Annotated in this window: 24 protein-coding genes; 18 read left to right on the top strand and 6 right to left on the bottom strand. The window is 71.7% G+C overall.

The window, feature by feature from the left end:
* Position 1 precedes the first annotated feature (1 nt).
* Positions 2 to 2,263, bottom strand: a complete 2,262-nt coding sequence (locus ACLF3M_RS25775) for a GumC family protein (protein WP_430659861.1) — start codon at positions 2,261 to 2,263, stop codon at positions 2 to 4.
* Positions 2,264 to 2,503: 240 nt separating this feature from the next.
* On the opposite strand from ACLF3M_RS25775, the gene ACLF3M_RS25770 reads away from it, so the two are divergent.
* From ACLF3M_RS25770 to ACLF3M_RS25755, 4 genes are all read left to right on the top strand, one after another.
* The gene (locus tag ACLF3M_RS25770; protein WP_430659860.1) at positions 2,504 to 3,064 is read left to right on the top strand and encodes a polysaccharide biosynthesis/export family protein; all 561 of its coding nucleotides are present in this window, start codon (positions 2,504 to 2,506) and stop codon (positions 3,062 to 3,064) included.
* 126 nt (positions 3,065 to 3,190) lie between these two features.
* A complete protein-coding gene (gene mepA / locus ACLF3M_RS25765) occupies positions 3,191 to 4,036 on the top strand; it encodes a penicillin-insensitive murein endopeptidase (protein ID WP_430659859.1) in 846 nt (281 codons plus the stop codon).
* 134 nt (positions 4,037 to 4,170) lie between these two features.
* Positions 4,171 to 4,977, top strand: coding sequence for an ABC transporter ATP-binding protein (locus ACLF3M_RS25760; RefSeq protein ID WP_430659858.1), 807 nt, complete (start codon positions 4,171 to 4,173; stop codon positions 4,975 to 4,977).
* Positions 4,970 to 5,866 (top strand): ABC transporter permease, encoded by an 897-nt coding sequence (locus ACLF3M_RS25755; RefSeq protein WP_430659857.1) that lies wholly within the window; start codon positions 4,970 to 4,972, stop codon positions 5,864 to 5,866. The genes ACLF3M_RS25760 and ACLF3M_RS25755 overlap by 8 nt, the downstream gene beginning before the upstream one ends.
* A gap of 154 nt (positions 5,867 to 6,020) precedes the next feature.
* On the opposite strand, the gene ACLF3M_RS25750 is transcribed toward ACLF3M_RS25755, so the two are convergent.
* Complete coding sequence (locus ACLF3M_RS25750) at positions 6,021 to 6,470, bottom strand: hypothetical protein (protein WP_430659856.1); 450 nt, start codon at positions 6,468 to 6,470, stop codon at positions 6,021 to 6,023.
* Positions 6,471 to 6,553: 83 nt separating this feature from the next.
* Between ACLF3M_RS25750 and ACLF3M_RS25745 the strand changes: the two genes are divergently transcribed.
* The 8 genes from ACLF3M_RS25745 (at position 6,554) to ACLF3M_RS25710 (ending at position 14,850) form a co-directional block, all read left to right on the top strand.
* Positions 6,554 to 7,441 (top strand): 2-dehydro-3-deoxygalactonokinase, encoded by an 888-nt coding sequence (locus ACLF3M_RS25745; protein ID WP_430659855.1) that lies wholly within the window; start codon positions 6,554 to 6,556, stop codon positions 7,439 to 7,441.
* Entirely contained in the window at positions 7,432 to 8,040 is a 609-nt protein-coding gene (locus ACLF3M_RS25740; protein ID WP_430659854.1) for a 2-dehydro-3-deoxy-6-phosphogalactonate aldolase, read from the top strand. The genes ACLF3M_RS25745 and ACLF3M_RS25740 overlap by 10 nt, the downstream gene beginning before the upstream one ends.
* 68 nt (positions 8,041 to 8,108) lie before the next feature.
* Complete coding sequence (locus ACLF3M_RS25735) at positions 8,109 to 9,158, top strand: TRAP transporter substrate-binding protein (protein ID WP_430659853.1); 1,050 nt, start codon at positions 8,109 to 8,111, stop codon at positions 9,156 to 9,158.
* 9 nt (positions 9,159 to 9,167) lie between these two features.
* The gene (locus tag ACLF3M_RS25730; RefSeq protein WP_430659852.1) at positions 9,168 to 9,668 is read left to right on the top strand and encodes a TRAP transporter small permease; all 501 of its coding nucleotides are present in this window, start codon (positions 9,168 to 9,170) and stop codon (positions 9,666 to 9,668) included.
* Positions 9,668 to 10,990 carry a TRAP transporter large permease gene (locus ACLF3M_RS25725; protein WP_430659851.1) on the top strand — a complete coding sequence of 441 codons (1,323 nt, stop codon included), beginning with the start codon at positions 9,668 to 9,670 and terminating at the stop codon, positions 10,988 to 10,990. The genes ACLF3M_RS25730 and ACLF3M_RS25725 overlap by 1 nt, the downstream gene beginning before the upstream one ends.
* Positions 10,991 to 11,038: 48 nt before the next feature.
* The gene (gene pcaF / locus ACLF3M_RS25720) at positions 11,039 to 12,247 is read left to right on the top strand and encodes a 3-oxoadipyl-CoA thiolase (protein ID WP_430659850.1); all 1,209 of its coding nucleotides are present in this window, start codon (positions 11,039 to 11,041) and stop codon (positions 12,245 to 12,247) included.
* Positions 12,248 to 12,355: 108 nt separating this feature from the next.
* The gene (locus ACLF3M_RS25715) at positions 12,356 to 13,507 is read left to right on the top strand and encodes an alpha/beta fold hydrolase (RefSeq protein ID WP_430659849.1); all 1,152 of its coding nucleotides are present in this window, start codon (positions 12,356 to 12,358) and stop codon (positions 13,505 to 13,507) included.
* Positions 13,507 to 14,850, top strand: coding sequence for a class-II fumarase/aspartase family protein (locus ACLF3M_RS25710; RefSeq protein WP_430659848.1), 1,344 nt, complete (start codon positions 13,507 to 13,509; stop codon positions 14,848 to 14,850). The genes ACLF3M_RS25715 and ACLF3M_RS25710 overlap by 1 nt, the downstream gene beginning before the upstream one ends.
* A gap of 3 nt (positions 14,851 to 14,853) precedes the next feature.
* Here the strand turns inward: ACLF3M_RS25710 and ACLF3M_RS25705 are convergent, their stop codons facing one another.
* Both ACLF3M_RS25705 and ACLF3M_RS25700 read right to left on the bottom strand, forming a co-directional pair.
* On the bottom strand, positions 14,854 to 15,216 hold the full coding sequence (locus ACLF3M_RS25705; RefSeq protein ID WP_430659847.1) for a response regulator: 363 nt from the start codon (positions 15,214 to 15,216) through the stop codon (positions 14,854 to 14,856).
* 99 nt (positions 15,217 to 15,315) lie between these two features.
* Positions 15,316 to 17,064 carry a thiamine pyrophosphate-binding protein gene (locus tag ACLF3M_RS25700; RefSeq protein WP_430659846.1) on the bottom strand — a complete coding sequence of 583 codons (1,749 nt, stop codon included), beginning with the start codon at positions 17,062 to 17,064 and terminating at the stop codon, positions 15,316 to 15,318.
* 94 nt (positions 17,065 to 17,158) lie between these two features.
* Here ACLF3M_RS25700 and ACLF3M_RS25695 point away from each other — a divergent pair, with 94 nt between their 5' ends.
* Positions 17,159 to 19,489 (top strand): xanthine dehydrogenase family protein molybdopterin-binding subunit, encoded by a 2,331-nt coding sequence (locus tag ACLF3M_RS25695; RefSeq protein ID WP_430659845.1) that lies wholly within the window; start codon positions 17,159 to 17,161, stop codon positions 19,487 to 19,489.
* Here the strand turns inward: ACLF3M_RS25695 and ACLF3M_RS25690 are convergent.
* Entirely contained in the window at positions 19,481 to 20,203 is a 723-nt protein-coding gene (locus ACLF3M_RS25690) for a 2-keto-4-pentenoate hydratase (protein WP_430659844.1), read from the bottom strand. The two genes, ACLF3M_RS25695 and ACLF3M_RS25690, sit on opposite strands and share 9 nt — an antisense overlap.
* On the opposite strand from ACLF3M_RS25690, the gene ACLF3M_RS25685 reads away from it, so the two are divergent.
* Together ACLF3M_RS25685 and ACLF3M_RS25680 are read left to right on the top strand one after the other, a co-directional pair.
* Entirely contained in the window at positions 20,202 to 20,345 is a 144-nt protein-coding gene (locus ACLF3M_RS25685; RefSeq protein ID WP_430659843.1) for a hypothetical protein, read from the top strand. The two genes, ACLF3M_RS25690 and ACLF3M_RS25685, sit on opposite strands and share 2 nt — an antisense overlap.
* Before the next feature lie 8 nt (positions 20,346 to 20,353).
* Positions 20,354 to 21,403, top strand: a complete 1,050-nt coding sequence (locus ACLF3M_RS25680; protein WP_430659842.1) for a glycosyltransferase family 2 protein — start codon at positions 20,354 to 20,356, stop codon at positions 21,401 to 21,403.
* Between the two features lie 37 nt (positions 21,404 to 21,440).
* Here ACLF3M_RS25680 and ACLF3M_RS25675 read toward each other — a convergent pair whose 3' ends face one another.
* On the bottom strand, positions 21,441 to 22,331 hold the full coding sequence (locus tag ACLF3M_RS25675; RefSeq protein WP_430659841.1) for a sterol desaturase family protein: 891 nt from the start codon (positions 22,329 to 22,331) through the stop codon (positions 21,441 to 21,443).
* A 119-nt stretch (positions 22,332 to 22,450) separates the two neighbouring features.
* On the opposite strand from ACLF3M_RS25675, the gene ACLF3M_RS25670 reads away from it, so the two are divergent.
* The 3 genes from ACLF3M_RS25670 to ACLF3M_RS25660 all read left to right on the top strand — a co-directional run.
* Positions 22,451 to 23,290, top strand: coding sequence for a creatininase family protein (locus ACLF3M_RS25670; protein WP_430659840.1), 840 nt, complete (start codon positions 22,451 to 22,453; stop codon positions 23,288 to 23,290).
* Complete coding sequence (locus ACLF3M_RS25665) at positions 23,290 to 23,949, top strand: MarC family protein (RefSeq protein WP_430659839.1); 660 nt, start codon at positions 23,290 to 23,292, stop codon at positions 23,947 to 23,949. Before ACLF3M_RS25670 ends, ACLF3M_RS25665 begins: the two co-directional genes overlap by 1 nt.
* 75 nt (positions 23,950 to 24,024) lie before the next feature.
* On the top strand, positions 24,025 to 24,321 hold a 297-nt coding region (locus tag ACLF3M_RS25660; protein WP_430659838.1), incomplete at its 3' end, for a hypothetical protein.

The following is a 24,321-nucleotide window of genomic DNA, read 5'->3' as shown; positions in this document are numbered from 1 at the left end:
ACTACTCCCTGAAGTACCCGCTGTAGCGGGGGTGATAGACTTCGCTGTCCGCGTAGCCCGAGCGGCGATGCAGCTTCGCATCCACCTGCGTGAGGGCCGCCCCGACCACCCGGGCCTTGGCATCCTCCAGCAGCGCGAGCGAGTTGCGCACCACGGAACGCGGCGTGTCGCGCCACTTCACGCAGAGCAGTGTGGCATCCGCAAGGCGGGATACGACGCGGGCATCCGCCATGGCCAGCGCCGGCGGGGCATCGAGCACCACCAGGTCGTAGTCGCGCCGCACTCTCTCCAGCAAGCCGGCCATGCCCTCGCTCATGAAGAGGCCGAGCGAATGCACCTCCGCCGCACCGGCGGGGATGAAGTCGAGGCCCGTCAGGTGGTCCCGGCGCAGGATCGTCTCGAACTCCGCCTGGCCGAGCAGCAGGTCGGTGACGCCGGGCAAGCCCTCGGCCCGCATCAGCCGCCCGATGGCAGGCTGGCGAATGTCGCAATCCACCAGCAGCACCCGCTCGCCGTTCATCGCGGCCGACCGCGCGAGCGAGATGGCGGTCGTCGTCTTACCCTCGCCGGGGCGCGCCGCCGTCACGACCACGACGCGCGGCGGGTCGGAACCCAGCCAGAGCGACGCCCGCAGGGTGCGCATTGCCTCGGCGAAGGGGCTGAGCGGCTTGTGCGCGACATAGTCCTGCGCCCGCATCCGCCCGAGGATCCCGCGCCGCAGCCGCGGCACCAGCGCCAGGCATGGCAGGCCGAGCGCGGAGCGGACCTCGTCGCCGCTGCGAAGCGTGCTGTCGGCCTGCTCGAGGAACCAGACCAGCAACAGCCCGAACAGCGCGCCGAGCACGAGCGCGGCGGCGACAAACAGCGTCGGCTTCGGGAAGGACGGCACGCCGGGCACCGTTGCGGGCGAGAGGATGCGCGCGTCCGGCTTCTCGATCGCGGTCTGGCTCACGGTGGTCTGGCTGCGTTCCAGCACGGCGCGAAGCAGGCTGCGCGCGGCCTCGGTCTCGCGTTCCAGCGCGTTGATGCGAATCTCGGCGCCCTGGGTGCGGTTCAGCCGCTCCTGCTGCTCGGACAGGCTCTGCTCGAGGCTCACGACGCGGGCGCGGGCGGTGCGCATCTCGGCATCCAGGGCCTGGCCGACGCGCGCGGTCTCGGCGCCGACGGCGCGCTCGGCGGCCGCAAGCCGCCCGGCGGCGGCCCGCACATCCGGGTGCCCGTTGCCGAGCACCGCGCTCAACCGATTGAGCTCGCGCTGCGCCTCGTCCCGTGCGGCGCGCTGAGTGACCAGGTTCGCCGCGCCGAGTGCGGTCAGGTCCGCCGCCCCGGAGCCGGCGCGCACCGCGCCGAGCCGCGCCTCGGCGCTGGCAAGCTGGTTCCGCGCCTCGATCAGGTCCTGGGTGATGCGGCTGATCTGTTCGGTCTGCAGCCCGGCCGAGACACCGCGCGTCAGCCCTGCTTCCTGGCGGAGCTCGGCGATCTGCACCTCGTTGCGGCTGACCTCGGCCCGCAGGTTGGCGATACGCCCATCCAGCCAGTCATTGGCGCGCCGCACGGCGTTGAACTTCGCGTCGAGCTGGTCGCTGATGTAGAGCTCCCCCGCCAGGTTCGCCGCCGCGGCGGCAAGCTGCGGGTCCTCGCTGGTGAAGCGGATCTGCAACACGCGGGAGTTGCGCACGACCTGCACGTCGAGATGCCCGATGAGCGCCTCCGCGGCCTGGATCTCGGCGAGTTCGCCGGGCGGCGGATCGGCGATCGGGCGTGGTGCGATCATCTCCGCGAGATCGGGCAGCACGGGTTGCAGCCGCTCCGCGAGGCGTTCACGGACGCGGAAGGGCAGCGTCCCAGCCCGGTCACGGTCCTCCAGCCACCACGCGAACTCCCGGCGCTCCGTCAGGCCGAACCGCGCCACGATGCGTCGCGCGACCGAGAGCGACTTCACGATCTCGATCTGCGACGCCAGCACGGCATCCGTCGTGCTCTCGTCGCGCAGGATGCTCTGAAGCTCGCGCGCCGCGTACTCCGTCGGTTCGAACATGACGGTAGAGGAGGCGGTGTAGCGCGGCGTCAGGTTCTTCGCCGCGACCAGCGCCAGGATCGGGAACAGCACCAGGCAGGCCACGAGCACCGTCCGGCGCCGGCGCAGCGCCCCTAACAGGGCCGTGAGGTTGAGCCCCTCCGGCTCGATGGGCGGCGCAACGGGGCGCGAGACCGGACGCCGGTCCACGGGCGGCCGGGGCTCGGCGACAGGTCTGTCGAGCATCGCGGTGAAACTCTCCCCGGAAGCGGCGGTTCAGCGCCATCGGGTGGCAGCGCCGAACCATGGCCCAGCGCGCCGGCGGCGGGGGCCCTGGCTTCAACCGGACCGTGGGGCAGCGGTTCCGACCATCGCCAAACAAGGCCGTGATGAGCCGGCTGCGCAAGGAAACGTGGCGCCCGCCAGCGCGTCGCCTGAGGCAGGAATGGTGACGCCATTCGCCAAACCGGAGAGAGAGGACCGCCAATGCTCACCCGCCGCGCCACGTTTCTGGCCCCGCTGGCGCTCGTCGCCTGTGCCGACCCGACCGCGGGGCTGCCGCAGCTTCCGCAGGAAAGCTTCACGGGCTACCGCCTTGGCCCCGAGGACCAGGTCCGCGTCACCGTGTTCAACGATCCGCGCTTGACCGGCGAGTTCCGCATCACGGACAACGGCATGCTGGCGCTGCCGCTGGTGGGATCCGTGCCGGCGGCCGGCAAGACGACGACAGAAGTCGAGCGTTCCGTCGAGCGCGTCATGGCGCAGCGCAACCTGTTCCGGGATCCCTCGGTGGCAATCCAGGTGCTGGAATACCGCCCGGTCTTCGTGCTGGGCCAGGTCGAGCGCGGCGGCCGCTTCCCCTACCAGCCCGGCATGACGACACTCTCGGCCGTCGCCGTCGCGGGCGGCTTCAACTATCGCGCGCTGCAGGACACGGTGTCGGTGACGCGCGTCGGACCGGACGGGCAGGCCCAGGAATTCAAGGCCGGACGCCAGGCGCTGCTGCAGCCCGGCGACGTCGTGACGGTCTTCGAGCGGCGGTTCTAGACAGGCCATTGCCGCCTTCCCTCCCCCGCTTGCGGGGGAGGGTCTGGCTGGGGGCTTCGCCCGGCGCGCCGCCGCCAATCCTCAAGCCCATTCGCTGCTGCGCGCGCGCCGCGCTACCATTCCGTTGTGCTCCGTCTCGCCGCTCTCCTCTGCGTCATCGCCGCCCCCACCCTCGCCGCGGAGGGCCCGGTTGCCCGCCCGGCGGACTGGGCCGCCATGGCCCTGCCCTCGCCGGGGCCGACGCGGTCCATCGGCACCACGACCCTCGGCTGCATCGCCGGCGCCGTCCCGCTGCCTACCGACGGGCCGGGCTGGCAGGCCATAAGGACCAGCCGGAACCGGCATTGGGGCCATCCCGCCACCGTCGAGGCCGTCGTCCACATCGCCGGCGAGGCGCGCGCCGCCGGCCTGCCCGACCTCTGGATCGGCGACATGGGCCAGCCCCGCGGCGGGCCGCTGACCTTCGGCCATGCCAGCCACCAGACCGGGCTCGACGTGGACGTCTGGCTGGACCTTCGGCCCAAGCCGCGCATGCCCCTCCCCCAGCGCGAGGATCTCTCGATCCCCTCCCTCGTCCTGCCCGGCGGCGACGCCGTGGACCCCGCGCGCTGGACCGACCGCCACGCCACCCTGATCCGCATCGCGGCCTCCAGCCCCGGCATCGACCGCGTCCTAGTGAACCCCGCGATCAAGCGGCGGCTCTGCCAGGACCATCGCGGCGCGGCCTGGCTGCGCAACGTCCGCCCCTGGTACGGCCATGACAGCCACATGCATGTCCGCCTGCGCTGCCAGCCCGGCAGCCCGGAATGCCGCGACCAGGCGCCGCCGCCTCAGGGCGATGGCTGCGACTCGAGCCTCGAATGGTGGTTTTCCGCCGAGGCGCGCCGCCCCCCTGCCGCTCCGCCGGGCCCTCGCACGCCGCCGCGCCTGCCCGCTGCCTGCTCGGCGCTGCTCTCCGCGCCCAATCCCTAGGCAGAGCGCACCGCGATTCGGCTTAACTAGCTGTCATGTTGCGGCGCAGCGCGCCCGACGCGGTTGGCCTGCGTCTTGCGTGGGGAAGCCCCGGTAGCGCACATGCGAGCGCCAGAGGAAAGTCAGGGGTGGCGATGGAGCGGCCTTTCGTCGAGATCGCGGGTGTCGCGATGCGCTATGGCGGCGTGGAGGGCACGCTCGCCCTCCAGGGCTGCACGATGAATGTCGCCAAGGGGGAGTTCGTCGCCGTCGTCGGCCCCTCGGGCTGCGGCAAGTCCACGCTGATGCGCCTGGTAACCGGGCTCTGGCCCGCCACCGCCGGCACTGTCGTGGTGTCCGGGGGCGAGGTCGCGGGCCCGCTTTCCATCGCCGGCATGGCCTTCCAGAACCCGACCCTTCTGCCCTGGCGCAACATACTGGACAACGTGATGCTGCCGCTCGAGGTGGTGGAGCCGCATCGCCGCCTGCTGTCCAGGGAGCGCACGAAATACGTCGCCCGCGCAAAGGAGCTTCTCGCCCTCGTCGGCCTCGGCGGCTTCGAGGAGAAGTTCCCCTGGCAGCTTTCGGGCGGCATGCAGCAGCGCGCCAGCCTCTGCCGCGCGCTGATCCACGAACCCGCGCTGCTGATGCTCGACGAGCCCTTCGGCGCGCTCGACGTCTTCACGCGCGAGGACCTCTGGTCCGTCCTGCAGGATGTCTGGATCGCGCGCCGCCCGACGGTGATCCTGGTCACCCACGACCTGCGCGAGGCGGCCTTCCTGTCGGACCGCGTGCTGGTGATGTCCAACCGGCCGGGGCGGATCATCGCGGAGCGCAAGGTGGACTTCCCGCGCCCGCGCACGCTGGAGACGACCTACCAGCCGGAATTCGTCGCCCTCGTGCACGACCTGCGCGAGCACATCAGCGCCGCCCGCAAGGGCGAGGAGGTCGCGAATGCCTGACGACACCGGCTCCGTCATCCGCCCCGGCGCCGTCGCCGGGGACAACGGCATGTCGGCCGAGGCGCTGCGCCGGCTGGAGCAGATGGCGGCTGCCGCGAAGCGCCGCCGCCGCCTGCAGGCCGCCCTGCCCTGGATGGTGATCATCGGCATGTTCGTGATCTGGGAGATCGCCGTGAAGGCCTTCCAGGTCCCGACCTTCGTGCTGCCCGCGCCGTCCGACATCGCGGCGAGCATGGTGAAGTGGTGGTCGCCGCTGCTGGAGAATTCCTGGCAGACGCTGATGACCACGCTGATCGGCTTCGGCCTGGCGGTGGTCTTCGGCCTGATGCTCGGCGTTGCGATCGGCAGCTCGACGCTGCTCTATCACGGGCTCTATCCCCTGCTGATCGGGTTCAACTCCGTGCCGAAGGTCGCGGTGGTGCCGATCCTGGTGATCTGGTTCGGCATCGGCACCGTGCCGGCGGTGATCACCGCCTTCCTGATCAGCTTCTTCCCCATCATGGTGAACGTCGCGACCGGCATCGCCACGGTGGAACCGGAATTGCGCGACGTGCTGCGCGCGCTGGGCGCGCGGCACACCGATATCATCAGGAAGGTCGGCCTGCCGCGCGCGATGCCCTACTTCTTCGCCTCGCTGAAGATCTCGATCACGGTGGCCTTCGTGGGCTCGATCATCGCGGAGACGGTCGCGGCGAACAAGGGCATCGGCCACCTCATGATCCTGGCGAGCTCGCGCTTCGACGTGCCGTTGGTCTTCGCGGGGCTGATGATGACGGCGGTGATGGGTGTCGCGATGTACGTCGCGGCGGTCACCATCGAGAACCGGACGACGGGCTGGGCGACGCGCGGGCAGAACGACCAGCAGCAGGTGAAGTTCGGCGGGGCCTGATTTCACTCGCACCCCGGCGCTCGCTAGGCTAGAATACCCAGGTTAAGGCGGTCGGCTGCCAGTGCGGTGCCGGCCGCCTTCGTTTTTCGGGCTGTGCACCCGCGATGCTGATTTAGGGCTAAAAGCTTAAAATCCTAAAAGCCTAAAATGCGCATTATCGCTCCGCCGTCCGGACCGCCGCGCTGCCGCCCGGCAGCGGGATCGCCGGCCCGCCCTCGCTAAGAGCGCCGTCCGCGCCGACCGCGAGCACCGAGATGTTGTTCTCCACCATGTTGCCGACGAAGAGCCGCCGCCCGTCCTGGCTGAAGGCCGCGCCCTGCGCCCATGTGCCGACCCGCGCCTCGCCCGCCGGCACCATGCGCAGCGCCGGGCCCTGCCCTTCCACGCGATAAGTCCGCACCAGCCCGGGCCCGCGGAAGGGCGAATTGTCCGGCTTGTTGGAGCCGTTCATCACCGTCACCGCGACCAGCCGGCCATCCGGGCTGACCTGGATCCCCTCCGGCGTCTGGCCGACGGTGATCGTCGTCACGGCCCGCCAGGTCGCGGACGGGCCGCTGAGGTCGATCAGGCTCGCCGTGTCCTCGTCGCCGTTGCCGCAGCCCATGCTGGCCTCGGCAAGCCGCCGCCGAATTGCGCGCCGACACGCGGCGGGGCATCCAGGCGGGGGCAGTCGCGTTGGGAGGGCGCATGATCGGCGTGGATTGGGGCACGACCAGCCTGCGCGCCTACCGCCTGGGGGCGGGCGGCGCGGTGACGGACCGGCTCGACCGGCCCGGCGGCATCCTGACCGTGCCCGAAGGCGGCTTCCCCGCCGCGCTGCGCGAGGCGATCGGAGCCTGGCTCGCCGCCGGCGAAACGAGGATCCTGCTCTGCGGCATGGTCGGTAGCCGGCAGGGCTGGGTGGAGGCACCCTACCTCCGCTGCCCTGCGGGGCCCGAGGAGATCGCCGCCGCGACCGTCGCCATCCCCTTCGACGGCGCCGAGATCCGCTTGGTCCCTGGCCTGACGACGGAGGACGCCAGCGGCGTGCCCGATGTCATGCGCGGCGAGGAGACGAAGCTGATCGCCCTGGCGGACCGGCTGGGCGCCGCGGGCGCGATCGCCTGCATGCCCGGCACACACAGCAAATGGGCTCGGCTCGAGGCCGGGCGCGTCGCGACCTTCACGACGCACATGACCGGCGAAGCCTTCGCCGCGATCTCGCAGAACACCATCCTCGCCCGCACCAGCATCGAGGGACCCGATGTCCCCGCGGCCTTCGCGCGCGGCGTGGAGCGCGCGCGCCAGCCGGGCGGGCTGCTGCATCACCTCTTCGGCGCGCGCACCCTGCACCTGATGGACCGGCTGCGGCAGGAGGAGACCCGCAGCTACCTCTCGGGCCTGCTGATCGGCCACGAGATCGCGGCTGCCGTCGCCGAGACCGGCGCGACGCAGGTCGAACTCGTCGGCGCCGAGGGCCTGGCATCGCTCTATGCCGAGGCGCTGGCGCTGCACGGCGTCGCCGTGCGCCGTCACGACCCCGACCTCGTCGCCGCCGGCCTGCACCACGTCGCGCGGAGCCTCCGATGGGCATGAACGATTGGCTGTCGCGCTGCCCGCTCGTCGCGATCCTGCGCGGCGTCAGGCCCGAGGAAGCCGAGGCGATCGGTGAGGCGCTGGTCGGCGAGGGCCTCGCGGTCATCGAGGTTCCGTTGAACTCGCCCGAGCCGGTCGAGAGCATCCGTCGCCTGGCCGCGCGTTTCGGCGACCGCGCGCTTGTCGGCGCCGGCACGGTGACCGATCCCGCGGATTGCGCCCGCATCGCCGCGGCCGGCGGGAAGCTGGTGGTCACGCCGCACGCCGACCCCGAGGTCGTGCGCGCCGCCAAGGCGTCCGGCATGCTGGCCGTGCCGGGCTTCTTCACGCCGGCCGAGGCCTTCGCGCTGCTCAAGGCCGGCGCGGACGCCCTGAAGCTCTTTCCCGCCGAGGCGGGCTCGCCCGCCGTGCTGAAGGCGCTGCTTGCGGTCCTGCCGAGGGGAACGATGCTCCTGCCGGTCGGCGGCATCGATGCCGGCAACATCCCGGCATGGCGCGCGGCCGGTGCCGCGGGCTTCGGCATCGGCGGCGCGATCTACAGGCCAGGCGACACGCCGGCGATCGTCGCCGCCAAGGCCCGCGCCTTGATGGCGGCTTGATCGCCGGGAGCGGCGCATCTATTCCGGTTCTGAAGGCGCCGCTCAGCGCGCCCAGGAGGCTCCAGGTCATGATCGCTCGACGCAGCTTGCTGCTGGCCGCCTCGGCCGGCCTGTCCGTCCCCGCCCTGGTGCGGGAGGCGAAGGCGCAGGAGGTCACGCTGCGGCTGCACCACTTCCTGCCCGCCGTGTCCAACGTGCACCGCATCTTCCTCGCGCCCTGGGCGCAGAAGGTGCAGGCCGAGAGCCAGGGCCGGCTGCGCATCCAGATCTTCCCCGCGATGCAGCTCGGCGGCGCGCCGCCCCAGCTCTATGACCAGGCGCGCGACGGCGTCGCCGACATCGTCTGGACCCTGCCGGGCAACACGCCGGGGCGTTTTCCGAAGATCGAGGTCTTCGAGCTGCCCTTCGTCGCCAACCGGCTCGCCGCCGCCAATGCGCGCGCGACGCAGGAATTCTACGAAACCCACCTCCGCGACGAGTTCCGCGAAGTGCGGCCGCTCTGCGTCTGGTCGCACGACGCCGGCGTGATCCATGCGAACAAGGAAGTCACCCGCATGGAGGATCTGCGCGGCCTCAAGCTGCGCTTCCCCACGCGCCAGGCCGGCGAGGCGCTGCGCGCGCTCGGCGCCGCGCCGATCGGCATGCCGGTCCCGCAGGTGCCGGAGGCCATCAGCCAACGCGTGATCGACGGCGCGGTGGTGCCGTGGGAGATCGTGCCCTCGCTCCGGCTCGCGGAGCTCGTGCATTACCACACCGAGATCCCGGGCTCGCCGACCTTCTACACCACCACTTTCATCCTTGCGATGAACGCCGCGCGCTACGCCTCCCTCCCGGCGGAGCTGAAGCAGGTGCTGGACGCGAATTCCGGCATGGCCGCCGCCGCGATGGCCGCCAAGGCGTGGGACGAGCCGGCGCCGACGGTCCGCGCGCAGGTCGAGCGCCGGCGCGACAACAAGGTCCAGACCATCAGCGAGGCCGAGCGCCAGCGCTGGGTCGATGCCTGCAAGCCCGTCGTGGATGCCTGGATCGCCAATTCCCGCCAGGCCGGCTTCGACGGCGCCGCACTGCTGGCCGACGCGCAGCGGCTGATCGCCAAACACGCGGACGCTGCGGCGTAAGCCGCGGGGGTGAGCGACCAGCCCTCCGGCCCGCCGGCCGGCGTCATCCCGACGCTGGCGCGGCTGCTCGCCTTCGCGGGTGGCGCCTCCCTGCTCGTCGCGGGCTGCGTGACGACCATCTCCGTGCTGATGCGCTGGACCACCAGCCAGCCGATCCGTGGCGACTTCGAGATCGTCTCGATCGCATCGGGCCTCGGCGTGCTCGGCTTCCTCGCCTATGGCACGCTGACGAAGGCCAACATCCTGGTGGACAGCTTCACGACCTGGCTGCCGAAGCGCGTCACCGACGTCATGGATGGTTTCTGGACGCTGGTCTGGGCCGCGCTGACGCTCTGGCTGGCGGAGCGCATGACGCTCGGCGCCTGGGACACCTGGCGGAGTGGCACGCGCACCATCGGCCTGCTCGCCATTCCTTATTGGTGGGCGGTGGCCTTCGGCGCGATCTGCTTCGGCGCGACCGCGCTCGCGGCGCTGTGGTGGCTGCCGCGCCTGTTCGGGCTGCGTCGCTGATGGTCGAGGAATTCGTCCTGGCCGCGACGGGGTTCGCGGTGCTGCTCGGGCTGATCGCCATCCGTGCGCCGGTCGGGCTTTCCATGCTGATCGTCGGCATGGGCGGCTATGTCCACATCCTGGACTGGACGGCGCTCGGCAACTACCTCAAGACCACGCCGTACCATCTCTTCGCGAACTACACGCTCTCCGTCATCCCGCTCTTCATCCTGATGGGCGCGCTGGCGGAACGCGGCGGACTGGCGCGCGACCTCTTCGCCGCGGCGAACGCCCTGCTCGGGCGCAGGCCCGGCGGCATGGCGATGGGCGTGATCGGCGCGTGTGCCTGCTTCGGCGCGGTCTGCGGGTCGTCCGTCGCGACGACGGCGACCTTCGGCCGCGCGGCTCTGCCGGAGCTGCGCCGCTACAACTACGATCCCGGCTTCTCCACCGGCACGATCGCGGTCGGCGGCACGCTCGGCATCCTGATCCCGCCCAGCGTCATCCTGGTGGTCTATGCCATCAGCACCGAGCAGAACATCGCCAAGCTCTTCATGGCCGCGCTGATCCCCGGCCTGCTCGCGACCTTCCTCTACATCGTCGCGATCGCGATCATGGTCCGCTTCAAGCCCGAACTCGGCCCGCCCGGCGAGGCGCCGAGTGCGGCGGAGAAGCGGGAGGCGTTCCTCAACGTCATCCCCGTGCTGCTGATCGCCTTCGTCGTGGTCGGCGGCATCTATGGCGGCATCTTCACGCCGACCGAGAGTGCCGCGGTTGGCTGCATCGCAACCCTCGCGGTCGGCGTCCTGCGCGGCACGCTGAAGACGCGGCATGTGCGCGACAGTCTCTTTGCGACCGCCGAGACCACGGCGATGATCTTCGTCATCCTGCTCGGCGCCGAGGTGTTCAACGCCTTCCTCGCCCTGTCGCAGGCGCCGGACCTGCTGGCGGTCTGGATCACGGAGCAGGATTTCCCGCCCTACGGCGTGCTGGTGATCCTGCTGGTGGCCTACATCATCCTGGGCGCGGTGATGGACGAGCTCGCGATGATCCTGCTGACGCTCCCCGTCTTCTTCCCCGTCATCACCGCGCTGGATTTCGGCCTGACGACGGAGGAGACGGCGATCTGGTTCGGCATCCTGGTCCTGGTCGTGGTCGGCATCGGGCTGACCGCACCGCCGATCGGGCTCAACGTCTTCGTCATCTCGGGCCTGGCCAAGGACGTGCCGATCGCCAGCACCTATCGCGGCGTGCTGCCCTTCATCGGCATGGACGTGATCCGTCTGGTGGTGCTGGTCCTCTTCCCTGGCCTCTCGCTGTGGCTGGTCCGGGCACTCAGTTGACGCCCGCCCGCATCGGCGGGAAACCCCTCCCAAGAGGAGGACCAATCCATGGCCGACGCCTTCATCTGCGATGCCGCCCGGACCGCCATCGGCCGCTACGGCGGCGGCCTGAAGGAGGTCCGCCCCGACGACCTCGGCGCCATCCCGATCAAGGCGCTGATGGCGCGCAACCCCGGCATGGACTGGGCCGCGGTGGAGGACGTGATCTTCGGCTGCGCCAACCAGGCCGGCGAGGACAACCGCAACGTTGCCCGCATGTCGCTGCTGCTGGCCGGGCTGCCCGACACCATTCCCGGCGCGACGATCAACCGCCTCTGCGGCTCCGGCATGGACGCCGTCGGCGTCGCCGCCCGCGCCATCAAGGCCGGCGAGACAGAGCTGATGCTGGCCGGCGGCGTCGAGAGCATGACGCGCGCACCCTTCGTCATGGGCAAGGCGCAGGAGGCTTTCAGCCGCTCCGCAGAGATCTACGACACGACGATCGGCTGGCGTTTCGTCAACCCAAGGATGAAGGCGGCCCACGGCATCGATTCCATGCCGGAGACCGCCGAGAACGTCGCGCAGGACTTCCAGGTCAGCCGCGCCGACCAGGACGCCTTCGCCTGGCGGTCCCAGCAGCGCGCGGGGAAGGCGATCGCCTCCGGCCGCTTCAAGGAGGAGATCGTCCCGGTCACCATCCCCCGCCGCAAGGGCGATCCCGTGGTCGTGGACACCGACGAACATCCGCGCCCGGATACGACGCTGGAGGCGCTGGCCAAGCTGCCCACGCCCTTCCGCAAGGAGGGCGGGAGCGTGACCGCCGGCAACGCCTCCGGCGTGAATGACGGCGCCTGCGCCATCCTGGTCGGGAGCGAGGCCGCCGCGCGCAAGCACGGCTTGACGCCGCGCGCTCGCGTCGTGGCCGCCGCCACCGCCGGCGTGGCCCCGCGCATCATGGGCTTCGGCCCGGCGCCGGCGACGCGCAAGGTGCTGGAGAAGGCAGGACTCAAGCTCTCCGACATCGCGGTGATCGAGCTGAACGAGGCCTTCGCCGCCCAGGCGCTGGCCGTCACGCGAGACCTCGGCCTGCCCGACGATGCGGAGCACGTGAACCCGAACGGCGGCGCGATCGCACTGGGTCATCCGCTCGGCATGAGCGGCGCGCGGCTGGTGCAGACCGCCGTCGCCGAGCTGCACCTGCGGAAGCAGCGCTACGCGCTGGTCACCATGTGCATCGGCGTCGGCCAGGGCATCGCGATGGTGCTCGAGCGCGTCTGATCACTTTCGCCGCCCACTCCTTCTCTCCCCCGCCCAGGATTCTCCCCCGCTGTCGCGGGGGAGGGATGGGGAGGGGGCAAGAACGCCCCCCCTCCCGGAGGCCCCCCGATGTTCCTCCAGCTCGCCGATCTCTGCGTCCACGCCCAGCTCGACGGCCCCGCCCCCACCGCGGACGCCGCGCCCGTCCTCTTCCTCCACTCCATCGGCACGAACCTGCACGTCTTCGACCCGCAGGCCGCGGCCGTTGCCCGCACGCGCCGTGCGATCCGCATGGACCTGCGCGGCCATGGCCTGTCCGCCACCATCGCCGAGCCCGCGACCGTGTCGGTCCTCGCCCGCGATGCCGTCGCGCTGCTCGACGCGCTCGGCGTGAAGCGCGCGCATGTCGTGGGCCTGTCCATCGGCGGCCGCATCGCTCAGCAGATGGCCGCCGAGGCGTCGGACCGCGTGGCCTCGCTGGTCCTGATGGACACCGCCGCCGAGTTTCCGCCGCCCGACCTCTGGCAACAGCGCATCGACACCGCGACGGCGCAGGGCATGGCCGCGATGGTGGACGCGATCATGCCGCGCTGGGTGCTGGACCAGTCGCTGGCCTCCTCGCATGGCCTGCGCCGGATGCTGCTGGCGACCGACCCGCAGGGCTACGCCGCCGCCGCCGCCGCCCTGCGCGATGCCCGCGCATCGGACCTCGCCGGCCGCATCGCCTGCCCGACGACCATTATCGTTGGCGACCGTGACGTCGCCACGCCCGTCGCCTCCGCCGAGGCACTGCGCGACATGATCCCCGGCGCGAAGCTCGTCGTCGTGCAGGAAGCCGCGCATATCCCGACCTTCGAGCGCGAGGCGCCGATCACGCAGGCGGTACTGGATCACCTGGCGGCCCTGTCGCCGCAGCCCGGGCGCGAAGGCGGCCTGACCATCCGCAAGGCGGTCCTCGGCGAGGCGCATGTCGCGCGCGCGCAGGCGAACGTCACGCCCCTCGACACCGCGTTCCAGGAATGGATCACGGCGAATGTCTGGGGCGGCGTCTGGACCCGCCCCGGCCTGCCGCGCCACACGCGGAGCTTGCTGACGCTCGCGATGATGGCCGCGCTCGGCCGGCACGAGGAGTTCGAGCTCCATGTCCGCGCCACCCGCAACACCGGCGTGACGCCGGAGGAGATCGCGGAGGTGCTGCTGCAGGTCGGCGCCTATGCCGGGGTGCCCGCCGCCAACTCCGCGCTCAAGATCGCCAAGCGCATCCTCGCCGAGGAGGGGTGATGTCCGTCAATCCCGCCGATGGCGCGGTGATGGGCGCGGTGTATGGCAGCGATGCCATGCGCGCGATCATGGGCGAGCGCAACGCCTTGCAACGGATGCTCGACGTCGAGGCCGCGCTGGCCCGCGCCCAGGCCCGCCTCGGCCTGATCCCGGCCGAGGCTGCGACGGCGATCACGGCGGCCGCCGACGTTGCGCGCCTCGACCTGCCGGCGCTGGCGAAGGCCACTGCCGCCATGGGCTTCCCGACCGTCGGCCTGGTGAAGCAGCTCTCCGCGCTGGCGGGGCCGGAGGCCGGGCGCTGGACGCATTGGGGCGCGACGACCCAGGACATCCTGGACACCGCGCTGGTCCTGCAGCTGCGCGAGGCCATCGCGTTGCTGCAGGCCGACCTGAACGCGCTGATCGCTGCCCTTGCCGCACTGGCGCGTGCGCATCGCGACACCGTCATGCCGGGCCGTACCCATGCGCAGCAGGCCCTGCCCATCACCTTCGGCTACAAGGTCGCGCTCTGGCTCGATCCGCTGATCACGACGCGCGAGCGCCTGGTGCAGCTCAAGCCCCGATTGCTGAAGCTCGAGTTCGGCGGCGCCGTCGGCACGCTCGCGTCACTCGGCGCGGACGGCCCGCGTGTCGCGGCGGAACTCGCGAAGGAACTCGATCTCGTCCTGCCCGCCATCCCGTGGCATGTCGCGCGCGACGGCATCGCGGAGCTCGGCTGCTGGTGCGGGCTGCTCGACGGCACGCTGGCCAAGGCCGCGACCGACGTGATGCTGCTGATGCAGTCGGAAGTGGGCGAAGCCAGCGAGCCCGCCGGCCCCGGCAAGGGCGGCAGCTCCACCATGCCCCAGAAGCGCAACCCCATCGGTTGCGAATACGTGTTGGTGCAGGCGCGCGCGGCGCAGGGCCAGGTGCCGCAACTGCTGAACGCGATGATCCACGAGCATGAACGCGGCGCCGGCGCGATGCAGCTGGAACAGCTCGCCCTCGGCCAGGTGCTGCTGCTGACCCATGGCGCGCTGGTCACCTTCCTGCCGATCGCGCAGGGGCTGGAGGTGGATGCCGCGCGGATGCGCCGCAACCTCGGCGATGGCGGCGGCCTCATCATGGCGGAGGCCGTGATGATGGGGCTCGCGCCGAAGCTTGGCCGCGGCACCGCGCATGAGGTCGTTCACCACGCCGTGCAGGCCGCGTTGCGCGAAGGCATTGATCTCGCGACCGCGCTGGCGAAGGACCCGCGCGTGAGCGCCGTGCTGGACGAAGCAGGAATCGCGACGCTCACGGATCCCGCGGGCTATCTCGGCAGCGCGGCCGCGTCCGTGGAGGCGGTGCTGGCGCGGCTGTGACCGCTACCGCTCGAGCGCGCCTTCAAGCGCCTGGACGGCCGAGGACACGCTGAAGGGCTTTGCGAGGAACGCCGCACCCGGCAGCGCACGGCGCGGATCGGGCTCATGCAGACGCCCCGAGGCATAGACCACCGCCAGGTCGGGCCGCAGGCGCCGCGCGGCGCGCGCCAGCGTGAAGCCGTCGGCGCCGGGCAGGTTGATGTCGGTCAGCAGCACGGAAAGGTCGTCGCGCGAGGCGACCACCCCGATGGCGGTTTCGGCATCCTCGGCCTCCAGCACCTCGAAGCCGGCTTCCGACAGGGCTTCGGCGAGGGTGAGCCGCACCAGCGGGTCATCCTCGACGAGAAGCAGTAGACGTGAGTGCATCGGCCGGCGTCGCCTCCCTGCGCGCCGGCGGAACACTGCGCCGGCTGCCTGCAGGGCCGCGCGGCAAACCTGCGTGAGCCGCCGCTTGCGTGATGATCCTCAGCCGCGCGTGACCGCGGCCATGTCGGCGCCATAGCCGGGCGTGACGCGCACATCCACCAGCACAACGCCACCGGCGCGCGCCTGCGCGGCGCCGTCACGGATCGCGACGGCGGCATCGCCGACCGTCGTCACCGGCCCGATGCCGACCGCGCCCTGCGCACGCGCCATGGCCGCAAGGTCGATGTCGGGCCCCGCGATGCGCTGGCCGATCCAGCGGTTCTCGACGGGACGGCCGCGCTGGATCGCGACGCGCTCCTGGTGCATCTCGTCGTTGAAAAAGGAACGATTGTTCGAAACGATGCAGAGCAGCGGGATGCCGTAATGCACTGCTGTCCAGAAGGCCTGGACCCCCATCAACGTATCGCCGTCGCCGATCACGGCCACCGGCAGTCGGTCGCCGCCGCGCAGCGCGAGCGCCGCGCCGACGAGCATGCCGGGGCCGGAGCCGATGCCGCCGCCGCCATCGAAGCCCAGGAAGTCCATGGGGTGCGTGAAGCGCCAGGCCGTGGTGTCCCAGCTCAGCGGCAGGCGCACGATGCAGGCGCGCTCTCCGGCCAGGCCCATGCCGACGGCCCGCGTGAAGCTCTGCACGTCGAGCGGCGCCTCCGGCGGCAGGCGGTCGGGGCAGGACGGCCCGTCCTCGCCCGGCAGGGTGCCCGCCTCGACGCCCATCGCGTCGGCGATCGCGTGCAGCGCGATGTCGGGCAGGCAGGCCAGGTGGAGGTCCTGCGGCGGGAGGCCCATATGCTCGCCGCCGAAGCCATTGTGCAGGAGATGGTCGAGCGAGACGTTGATCACCTTCGCAGAAGCGCCGGCCGTCTTCAGCATCCCCGCGAGGTCGAGCATGTCGAAGGAGACGATCAGGTCGGCCTGCTTCAGCGCCTCCGCGGCCTGCGGGGCCAGCGCCATGGAGGGCGGGCCGGCATGCAGCGGATGCGCGGTCGGGAAGGAAGCGCCGACCTTGAACTCCGACACGACGCTCGCCGACAGCGCCTCGGCCAGGGCGACGCGGCGCGCCCAGTCGCGCGGCGATCGCGACATGCGCCCGAACAGCAGCACCGGCCGTGTCGCCGCGCGCAGCATGGCGACGGCCTGCGTGACGGCGTCCGGGGCTGGCACGGCGGGCGGCGGCGGGGCGAAGCGCGAGGCATCCGGGCGCGGCGGCATCTCGGCCAGCGGCGCTTCCTGCAGCGCGGCATCGAGGTTGACGTAGGTCGGCGCCTCCGGCGCGGTGCGCGCGACGCGGTCGGCGCGCAGCAGCGCCTCGGTCGCCGCGGGAATGGATGCGGGCTGCGCATCCCATTTCACGAAGTGGCGGATCAGCGCGCCCTGGTCCTGCACGGTGTGGATCCAGTCGATCCAGGGCCGGCGCTTCGCCGCGTCCACCGGGCCCGTCGCGCCCAGCACCAGCATCGGCACGCGGTCACACCACGCATTGAACAGCGCCATCGATCCGTTCAGCAGCCCCACATTGCTGTGGAGGATCACGCCCATCCGCTCGCCACAGGCCTTGGCGAAGCCATGCGCAACCGCGACAGCGACGTTCTCGTGCAGGCAGAGCAGCATCTTCGGATCGGCGTTGCCGAGGTGGTTCACCAGGCTGTCGTGCAGCCCGCGATAGGACGCGCCGGGATTGAGCGCGACATAGCGAATGCCAAGCGCGCGGAGCGTCTCCGCCATCGCATCGCTGCCCCAGATCGTGTTGCCGCGCGAGGCGACCGGCACCTCGCCGCCGTCATGAGCCATCGGACCATCCTCCTGCCCATCAGAATGCCGCACCGGCAGCCCGCCACAAGCCACCGGCTTGAAGCCGGCGGGCGCGCGTGGCACGCAAACCGCCATGAACGCTCCCGCATCGCCCTGGCGCATCGGCGGTTCGCCGCGCCGCGTCGAGGATCAAAGGCTGCTGCGCGGCGTCGGCCGCTACGGCGCCGACCACGTCCCGCCCGATGCGCTGCATGCGGCCTTCGTGCGCAGCCCGCACGGCGCGGCGCGGATCGGCGGGATCGACACGGCAGCCGCGCACGCCATGCCCGGCGTCGTCGCGGTCTTCACAGGCGCCGACCTCGCCGGCCTCTCTCCCCTGCCCTGCCTGGTGCCGCGCAACCTGCCGGACGGCTCGCCCATGCCGCGGCCGCCCTGGCACGCGCTGCCGAAGGACGCCGCGCGTCACGTCGGGGATGCGGTCGCGATGGTCGTCGCGACCTCCGTCACCGCGGCGCGCGACGCTGTGGAAGCGGTCGAGGTCACCTGGGAAGCCCTGCCGGCGGTGACGGACGCCGAAACCGCGCTCGCGCCCGGCGCGCCGGAGGTCTGGCCCGGGCTGCCCGCCGGCAATCTTTGCTTCGAGTTCAAGGCCGGCGATGTCGCGCGCGTGGATGCCGCCATCGCCGCCGCGCCGCATGTCGTGACCTTCGATGCCCGCATCACCCGTGTGAACGGCACGCCGATGGAGCCGCGCGCCGCGCTCGCGAGCTGGGATCCCGCGGAAGAGCGCTTCACGCTGCGCGTCGGCAGCCAGGGCCCGCACAGCCTGCGCGACCTGCTGGCCGAGGCGATGGGCGTGCCCAACACGGCGCTGCGCCTGGTCTCGCCCGACATGGGCGGCGGCTTCGGGCTGCGCAGCCACCCGACGCCCGAGCATCTCTGCCTGCTGCATGCCACGCGGGCGCTGGGCCGGCCGGTGCACTGGAATGCCGATAGGGCCGAGACGATGCTCTCCGATCCGCATGCGCGCGACACGCACAACCGGATCGAGCTCGCGCTGGACGAGGACGGCATCCTGCTCGCGCTGCGCGTGACGACGGCGGCCAATCTTGGCGCGTATCTCACGATCCTTACGCCGCACAGCAGCACTAACAACCTCGGCGGCCTGGCCGGCGTCTATCGCACGCCCGCCATCGCCTCCGTCGTGCGCGGCGCCTTCACCAACACCCAGCCGACTGCGCCATACCGCGGCGCCGGACGCCCGGAGGCGACCTATGCGATCGAGCGGGCCATCGACCTCGCCGCGGCGAAGCTGGGGCTCGACCGGATCGAGATCCGCCGCCGCAACCTGATCCCCCGGGACGCTATGCCGTACCGCACGGGCCTGACCTTCATCTACGATAGCGGCGACTTCGCGAAGTCTATGGCGATGGCCGAGGACGCCGCCGACCTCGCCGGCTTCGCCGCGCGCAAGGTCGCCAGCGAGGCACGCGGCATGCGTCGGGGCCTCGGCATCGCCAACGCCATCGAAATCAGCGCCGGCCCGATGAACGCGCCGATGGAGGAAGGGGCGGAGCTCCGCATCGCGCCCGACGGCAGCGCCACGCTGCTCCTCGGCACGCACAACCACGGCCAGGGGCACGAGACCGTCTTCCGCCAGATCCTGGCCGAGCGCCTGGGCATCGCGCCGGAGCGGATCCGCGTCGTCGCCGGCGACAGCGATGCCTTGCCCTACGGCCGCGGCACCTTCGGCAGCCGCAGCGTCGTCGCCGGAGGCACCGTGGCGATCGTCGCGACGGATCGCGTGATCGAGCGCGGCAAGCGCCTGGCCGCGCATATGCTCGAAGCCTCGCCCGCCGATATCGAGTTCACGCCCGGCCGCTTCAGCGTCGTCGGCACGGACCGCTTCGTCACGCTCGACCAGGTCGCGCGCGCCGCCTTCGCGCCCGGCGCGCGGCCATCCGGCGAGGATGTGGGCCTCACCGCCAACGCTTCCGTCGCGCCGGGCAACGCCACCTTCCCCAATGGCTGCCATATCTGCGAGGTCGAGGTGGACCCCGAGACCGGCGCGGTGCGGCTCGACCGCTACACCGTGGTTGACGATGTCGGCACGGTCGTGAACCCGATGCTGGTCAAGGGCCAGATCCATGGCGGGGTCGCGCAGGGCGCGGGCCAGGCGCTGATGGAGACGATGCGCTACGACGAGGGCGGGCAGATGCTGACCGCGAGCTTCATGGACTATGCCTTGCCGCGCGCGGCCGACCTGCCCGCTGTCGCCGTGCTGTCCAACCCACAGCCCACGGCGACCAACCCGATCGGTGCCAAGGGCGCGGGCGAGGCCGGCACGGTGGGCGCGCTGCCCGCGGTGATCTCCGCGGTCTGCGACGCGATCGGCGTCGCGCATCTCGACATGCCGGCGACGCCGGAGCGCGTCTGGGCTGCGCTGCGCGGAGCGTCAGCCTAGCTCGACGACGACCTCGCCGAGTTCGCGGAAGCCGCCCACCACGCGCTGGCCGCCCGGCACATGGAGCAGGCCGGTCCAGCTTCCCGTCGTGACGACCTCGCCCGCCCTGAGGTGCAGTCCGAAGGACTGGAGGTGGTTGGCGAGCCAGGCAAGCGACTGCAGGGGATGGCCGGGCGGCGAGGCCCCGCGGCGCTCCACCTGCACGGCACCGCCGGCGCTCTGGCGCACATGCAGGTCGTTCAGGTCGAGCCGCCGCCAATCCGCCACCGCGGCTCCGCAGACCAGCGCCTCATGCGCGATGTTGTCGGCCGCCACCTCCAGCCGCGACACCGCCCCGACGTCGGCGAAGCGGCTGACCACCAGTTCGATCGCGGGAAAACAGGACTCGATGGCGTCCGGCATCTCCGCGCCCTCGTACGGCGCGGCGCGCGGCGGCAGGTCGCGCGCCAGGCGGAAGGCGACCTCCGTCTCGATCCCGATTCGCGCACCGGCCGGCAACGGCCAGGACGCCGGAGAGGTCTTCAGCCCTCGCGCATCCAGCAGGGCGGCGGAGGTCGGCTTGCCCTGGGGTGTCGCGCATTTGTAGCCGCCGATCCGGCCGTCTCGGCGCCGCAGGACCTCGAGCTGCACGGCCCAGGCCTCGGCCTCGTCGGCCGGCGCGCCGTCGCCGAGCCCTCGAAGGACGGCGCCGCCCTGACGGACGGCTAGCAGCATGGCGCTCGCCTTCGCGACGCTCGGCGAGGTGATGGGGGTCGTCATCGTCCTGATCCGTGTCCCTGGTTCCCCGGGCGCCATCATGGCCGCGCCGGCCGCCGGGCGGAACCCTTCCACCCCCGCGACGCTTTCCGCGGCATGAGCATGGCCATGTCTGCGCACGACCTGCCCGACGACCTGGCCCCGATCGGCGACGCGCCGCGTCCCCGTCAGGGGGAGGTGATCTGCCTCATGGTCCTGCGCAACGAGGCGCTGCGGCTGCCGGCGGCGCTGAGGCATCTGCGCGAGCTCGGCGTCGCTCGGCTGATCGCGATCGACAACGGCTCCACCGACGGCTCGGCGGAGATCGCGCGTGGCGCAGGGGCGCATCTGATCCACGCGCCCGGCAGCTACGCCGGCTCCGGCTTCGGGATCGAATGGGCCAATGCGGTCTTGGACCGCTGGGCGCGCGGTCATTGGGCCCTGGTCGTGGATGCCGACGAGTTGCTGGTCTTCCCCGGCAGCGACCGCGTCGGCCTGCCCGCGCTCTGCGATCACCTCGACGCGCTGGGGTCGGAGGCGCTGCGGACCGTGATGCTGGACTGCTTCCCGCGCGGTCCGCTCGCCGACGTTGCCTACCGATCCGGCGACGACCTGACGGAGGCGGCGCCGCTGTTCGAAGCGCCGAGGCTGAGGCGGGAGGAGGTGCCCGACTTTCCTTATGCGCTGGACTATGGCGGCGTGCGCGAACGGCTCTTCTTCCCCGAGGCCGACCCGCATCGCCCGCTGACCTGGCTGCGGCAGCGCGCCTGGAACCTGGCCTGGCGCGTGCCGGCGCTGCGGGAACGGCTCGATTGGCTTGCGCCGCCGCGTTCCCCGACCGTCACCAAGCTGCCGCTGCTGCGTTGGCGCGAGGGCGCGCGGCTGCTCTCCTCCACGCATCTGGTGGCACCGATGGCCATGGCGGAGGACCAGCCGACCGGCGTGCTGCTGCACTTCAAGTTCCTGCAGGACTTCCACGCCCGCGCGCTGGATGCTGTGGCGCGCGGCGCGCATTACGACGGCTCGCGCGAATACCGCCGCTATCTCGCGCGGATCGAGCGCGAACCTGGCTTCTCGCTCGCCGGTCCGCGCAGCCTCGCCTATGTCGGGCCGCAGCAGCTGGTCGCGCTCGGCCTGATGCGCGACACGCCGGCCTGGCAGTCGCGTCGCAGCGGCTGATCGACCTGTCCGGCGCGCCGTCTCCGCCAGCCCGTCGCTAGGGACTGAGGCCGAAGCGGAAGCGCTCGTCCTTGCGGGGGAGGTAGAGCGTCCCGAACAGCCAGTCCCACAGCGCCAGCGCCGTGCCGAAATTCCGGTCGTGATGCTCCGCGGCCACGGAATGGTGGACCTGATGCATGTGCGGGCTGACCAGGACGAAAGACATCCAGCGCGGAAAGCCCAGCGGCACATGGCTGTGGCGGAGATTGGCGAAGGCGATGTTCCAGGCCAGCGCCACCACGTTCACGCCCAGCACCTGGTAGGGCGTCACCTCGACCCCGGCGATGGCGGCGCAGAGGCCGAGGCCGAAGCCCTGCCCGAAGGCGCCGAAGCAGAAATGCACCAGCGCCTCCCACGGCCAGAAGCGGAAGGCCGTGAGCGGGGTCAGCACCGGCGGAGCATGGTGGAGCTGGTGCGACCGCCACAGCAGCGGGATGCGGTGGAAGAGCCGGTGCGACCAGTAGAGCATGAAGTCGCCCGCGGTGAAGGCCAGCACGGCCGCCGCCACCAGCATCGCCATCCCCGGGGCCGGCCCCCCGGCCTGCGGGATTCCGGTCAATGGCGACAGGAACAGCACCGCGACCGAGGCGCCGGCGATGCTGGTCAGGAACAGTGCCGGACCGAGCAGGAAGGGCACCGCGCTGCCGATCACGAAACAGGCGATGTCCACGGGCAGCTCGCGCAGCATGTCCTGCCGGCTGTGCGGGAAGAGAGCGCGCGGGATGTCGCGCAGCTTCACCCCGGCGAAGAGCGACAGCAGCACCGCCGCGACGCCCGCCGCGAGCAGCGTCGGCCACCAGAAGGGGGAGCCCGCATCGGTCAGCAGCCCGCCCAGGCTGTCGAGCCAGCGGGACGCGGCCTGGGCGGGGTCGTAGTCGGGCAAGGTCATTCGCTCGTGTGACGGGGCAGTGGCTGGAAGGTCACCTGGCGTGCAGTATCGGCCATCGGGACGCCGAAGGGAATCCGGGGAGCCCACGTCATGACGCAACGCGACCGCGGGCAGCGGGGATGAGAGGACGGCGGGCGGCCATCGGGATCGGCCTCGGCGCCGTGGCAACGGGCGGGGCGGCCCTGCTGCTGGCCCCGCGCCCGGCCGCGACCCCGCTGCCGGAGACGCTCGAACTCGCGGACATGACCTGGCCCGAGGTGCGCGCGGCTATCGAAGCGGGCTGGCGGACCGTGATCGTCCCGAGCGGCGGGATCGAGCAGAACGGCCCGCACATGATCCTGTCCAAGCACGACCACATCGTGCGCCACGCCGCGCAGCGGATCGCCCGCGCGCTCGGCCGCACGCTCGTCGCGCCGGTGATCTCCTTCGTGCCGCAGGGCGACTGGGATCCGCCGTCGAACAACATGCGCTTCCCCGGCACGATCGGCGTCACGCCCGCGGTGTTCGAGGGCCTGCTCGACGGCATCGCGCGCAGCCTGAAGTCGGCGGGATTCACCGCGATCTGCCTGATCGCCGACCATGGCGAGAGCCAGGCGCCGCAGCAGGCCGTCGCGACGCGGCTGGATGCGGCCTGGCGGGCGCGGGGCACTAGGGTGCTCTCGGTCGCATCCTTCTACACGGCCGCGGACCGGCAGGAGGCGTGGCTCAGGGAGCGCGGGGAGACCGCAGCGACGATCGGCGGGCATGCCGGCATCATGGACACCTCGGAGTTGATGGCGGTTCAGCCGCGCGGCGTGGACCTCTCGCGACTGGAAGGTCGGCGCGGGTCGGCGCTGGCCCCGCTCGGCGCCACCGGCGATCCGTCCCGCGCCTCGGCCGAGCGGGGCGAAGCGATCCTGCCGCTCCGGATCGACGCGGCGGTGGCCGAGATCCGCGCCGCGCTCACGGGACGGACGTGATGGACAGCGCCCGCCAGCTGTCGGACATCGGCTGGAAGCAGATGTTCATGCTGCTCTTTCTGATGCTCGGCCCCATCAAGATCCTGATGCCCTTCGTCCGGTTGACGCGCGGCCTGGAGGCCGCGGCGCGCCGGAACATGGCCACGCGAGCGATCCTCGCCTCGGCCGCCGCCCTGGTCGTCGCCGGCGCGCTCGGTCGCAGCACGATGGACAATTTCAACATGTCGCCGAATGTCCTGGCGCTGACTGGCGGGCTGGTGCTGTTCCTGGTCGCGCTGAAGACAGTGATGGAGCAGTTCGCCGCGACGCCGCCGGCCGCCCCGCAACCCGCCGAGGTCCCGGCCGGCGACGCCAGGCGGCTCGCGATGAACCCGCTGGCCTTCCCGACCATCGTGACGCCCTACGGCATCGCGGCCACCATCGTCTTCGTGGCGCTGGCCGAGGACATGGCGTCGAAGCTGATGGTCGGCGGCGTGGTGATGGCCATCCTGGCGGTCGACTGGCTCGCAATGATCTACGCCCACGCCATCCTGCGCTGGCTGGGCACGCCGCTGCAGATCCTCGGCGTGGTGCTCGGCGTCACCCAGGTCGGCATCGGGTTGCAGGTCATGCTGCGCAGCCTCAGCGAGCTTGGCGTCTTCGCGCTGCGGTCGGGGTGAAGGGATCGGCGCAGCGGCGGTGACGACCGCGCCACGCGGCGCTATCCTCCTGGCAAAGGCAGGGGAAGAGGGGCCGTGACAACGACTGCCGAGATGCATCCGGCCGCGCCGCATGCGCTTCCGTTCTTCCTGCCGGGGGCGGACGGCGCGGACCCGCTTCTGCTCGTGGCGGGCGGCATCCTGCTGGTCTCGGTGCTGGGCTTCGGGCTGGTCTTCCTGCGCATCCACACCCTGCCCGAGCGCATGGCCCATCGCGGCCACAAGCTGCAGTTCGAGATCGTCGCCGTGCTCGGCCTGCTCGCGCTCTTCACCCACATGCACGTCTTCTGGGTCGCCGGCCTGCTGCTCGCTCTCGTCGACCTGCCGGATTTC

The sequence above is a fragment of the Falsiroseomonas sp. HW251 genome, assembly GCF_050563545.1.
Lineage (GTDB): Bacteria > Pseudomonadota > Alphaproteobacteria > Acetobacterales > Acetobacteraceae > Falsiroseomonas.
The sequence above is the reverse complement of the archived record's forward strand: the minus strand, read 5'-3'. Positions and strand labels throughout refer to the sequence as shown.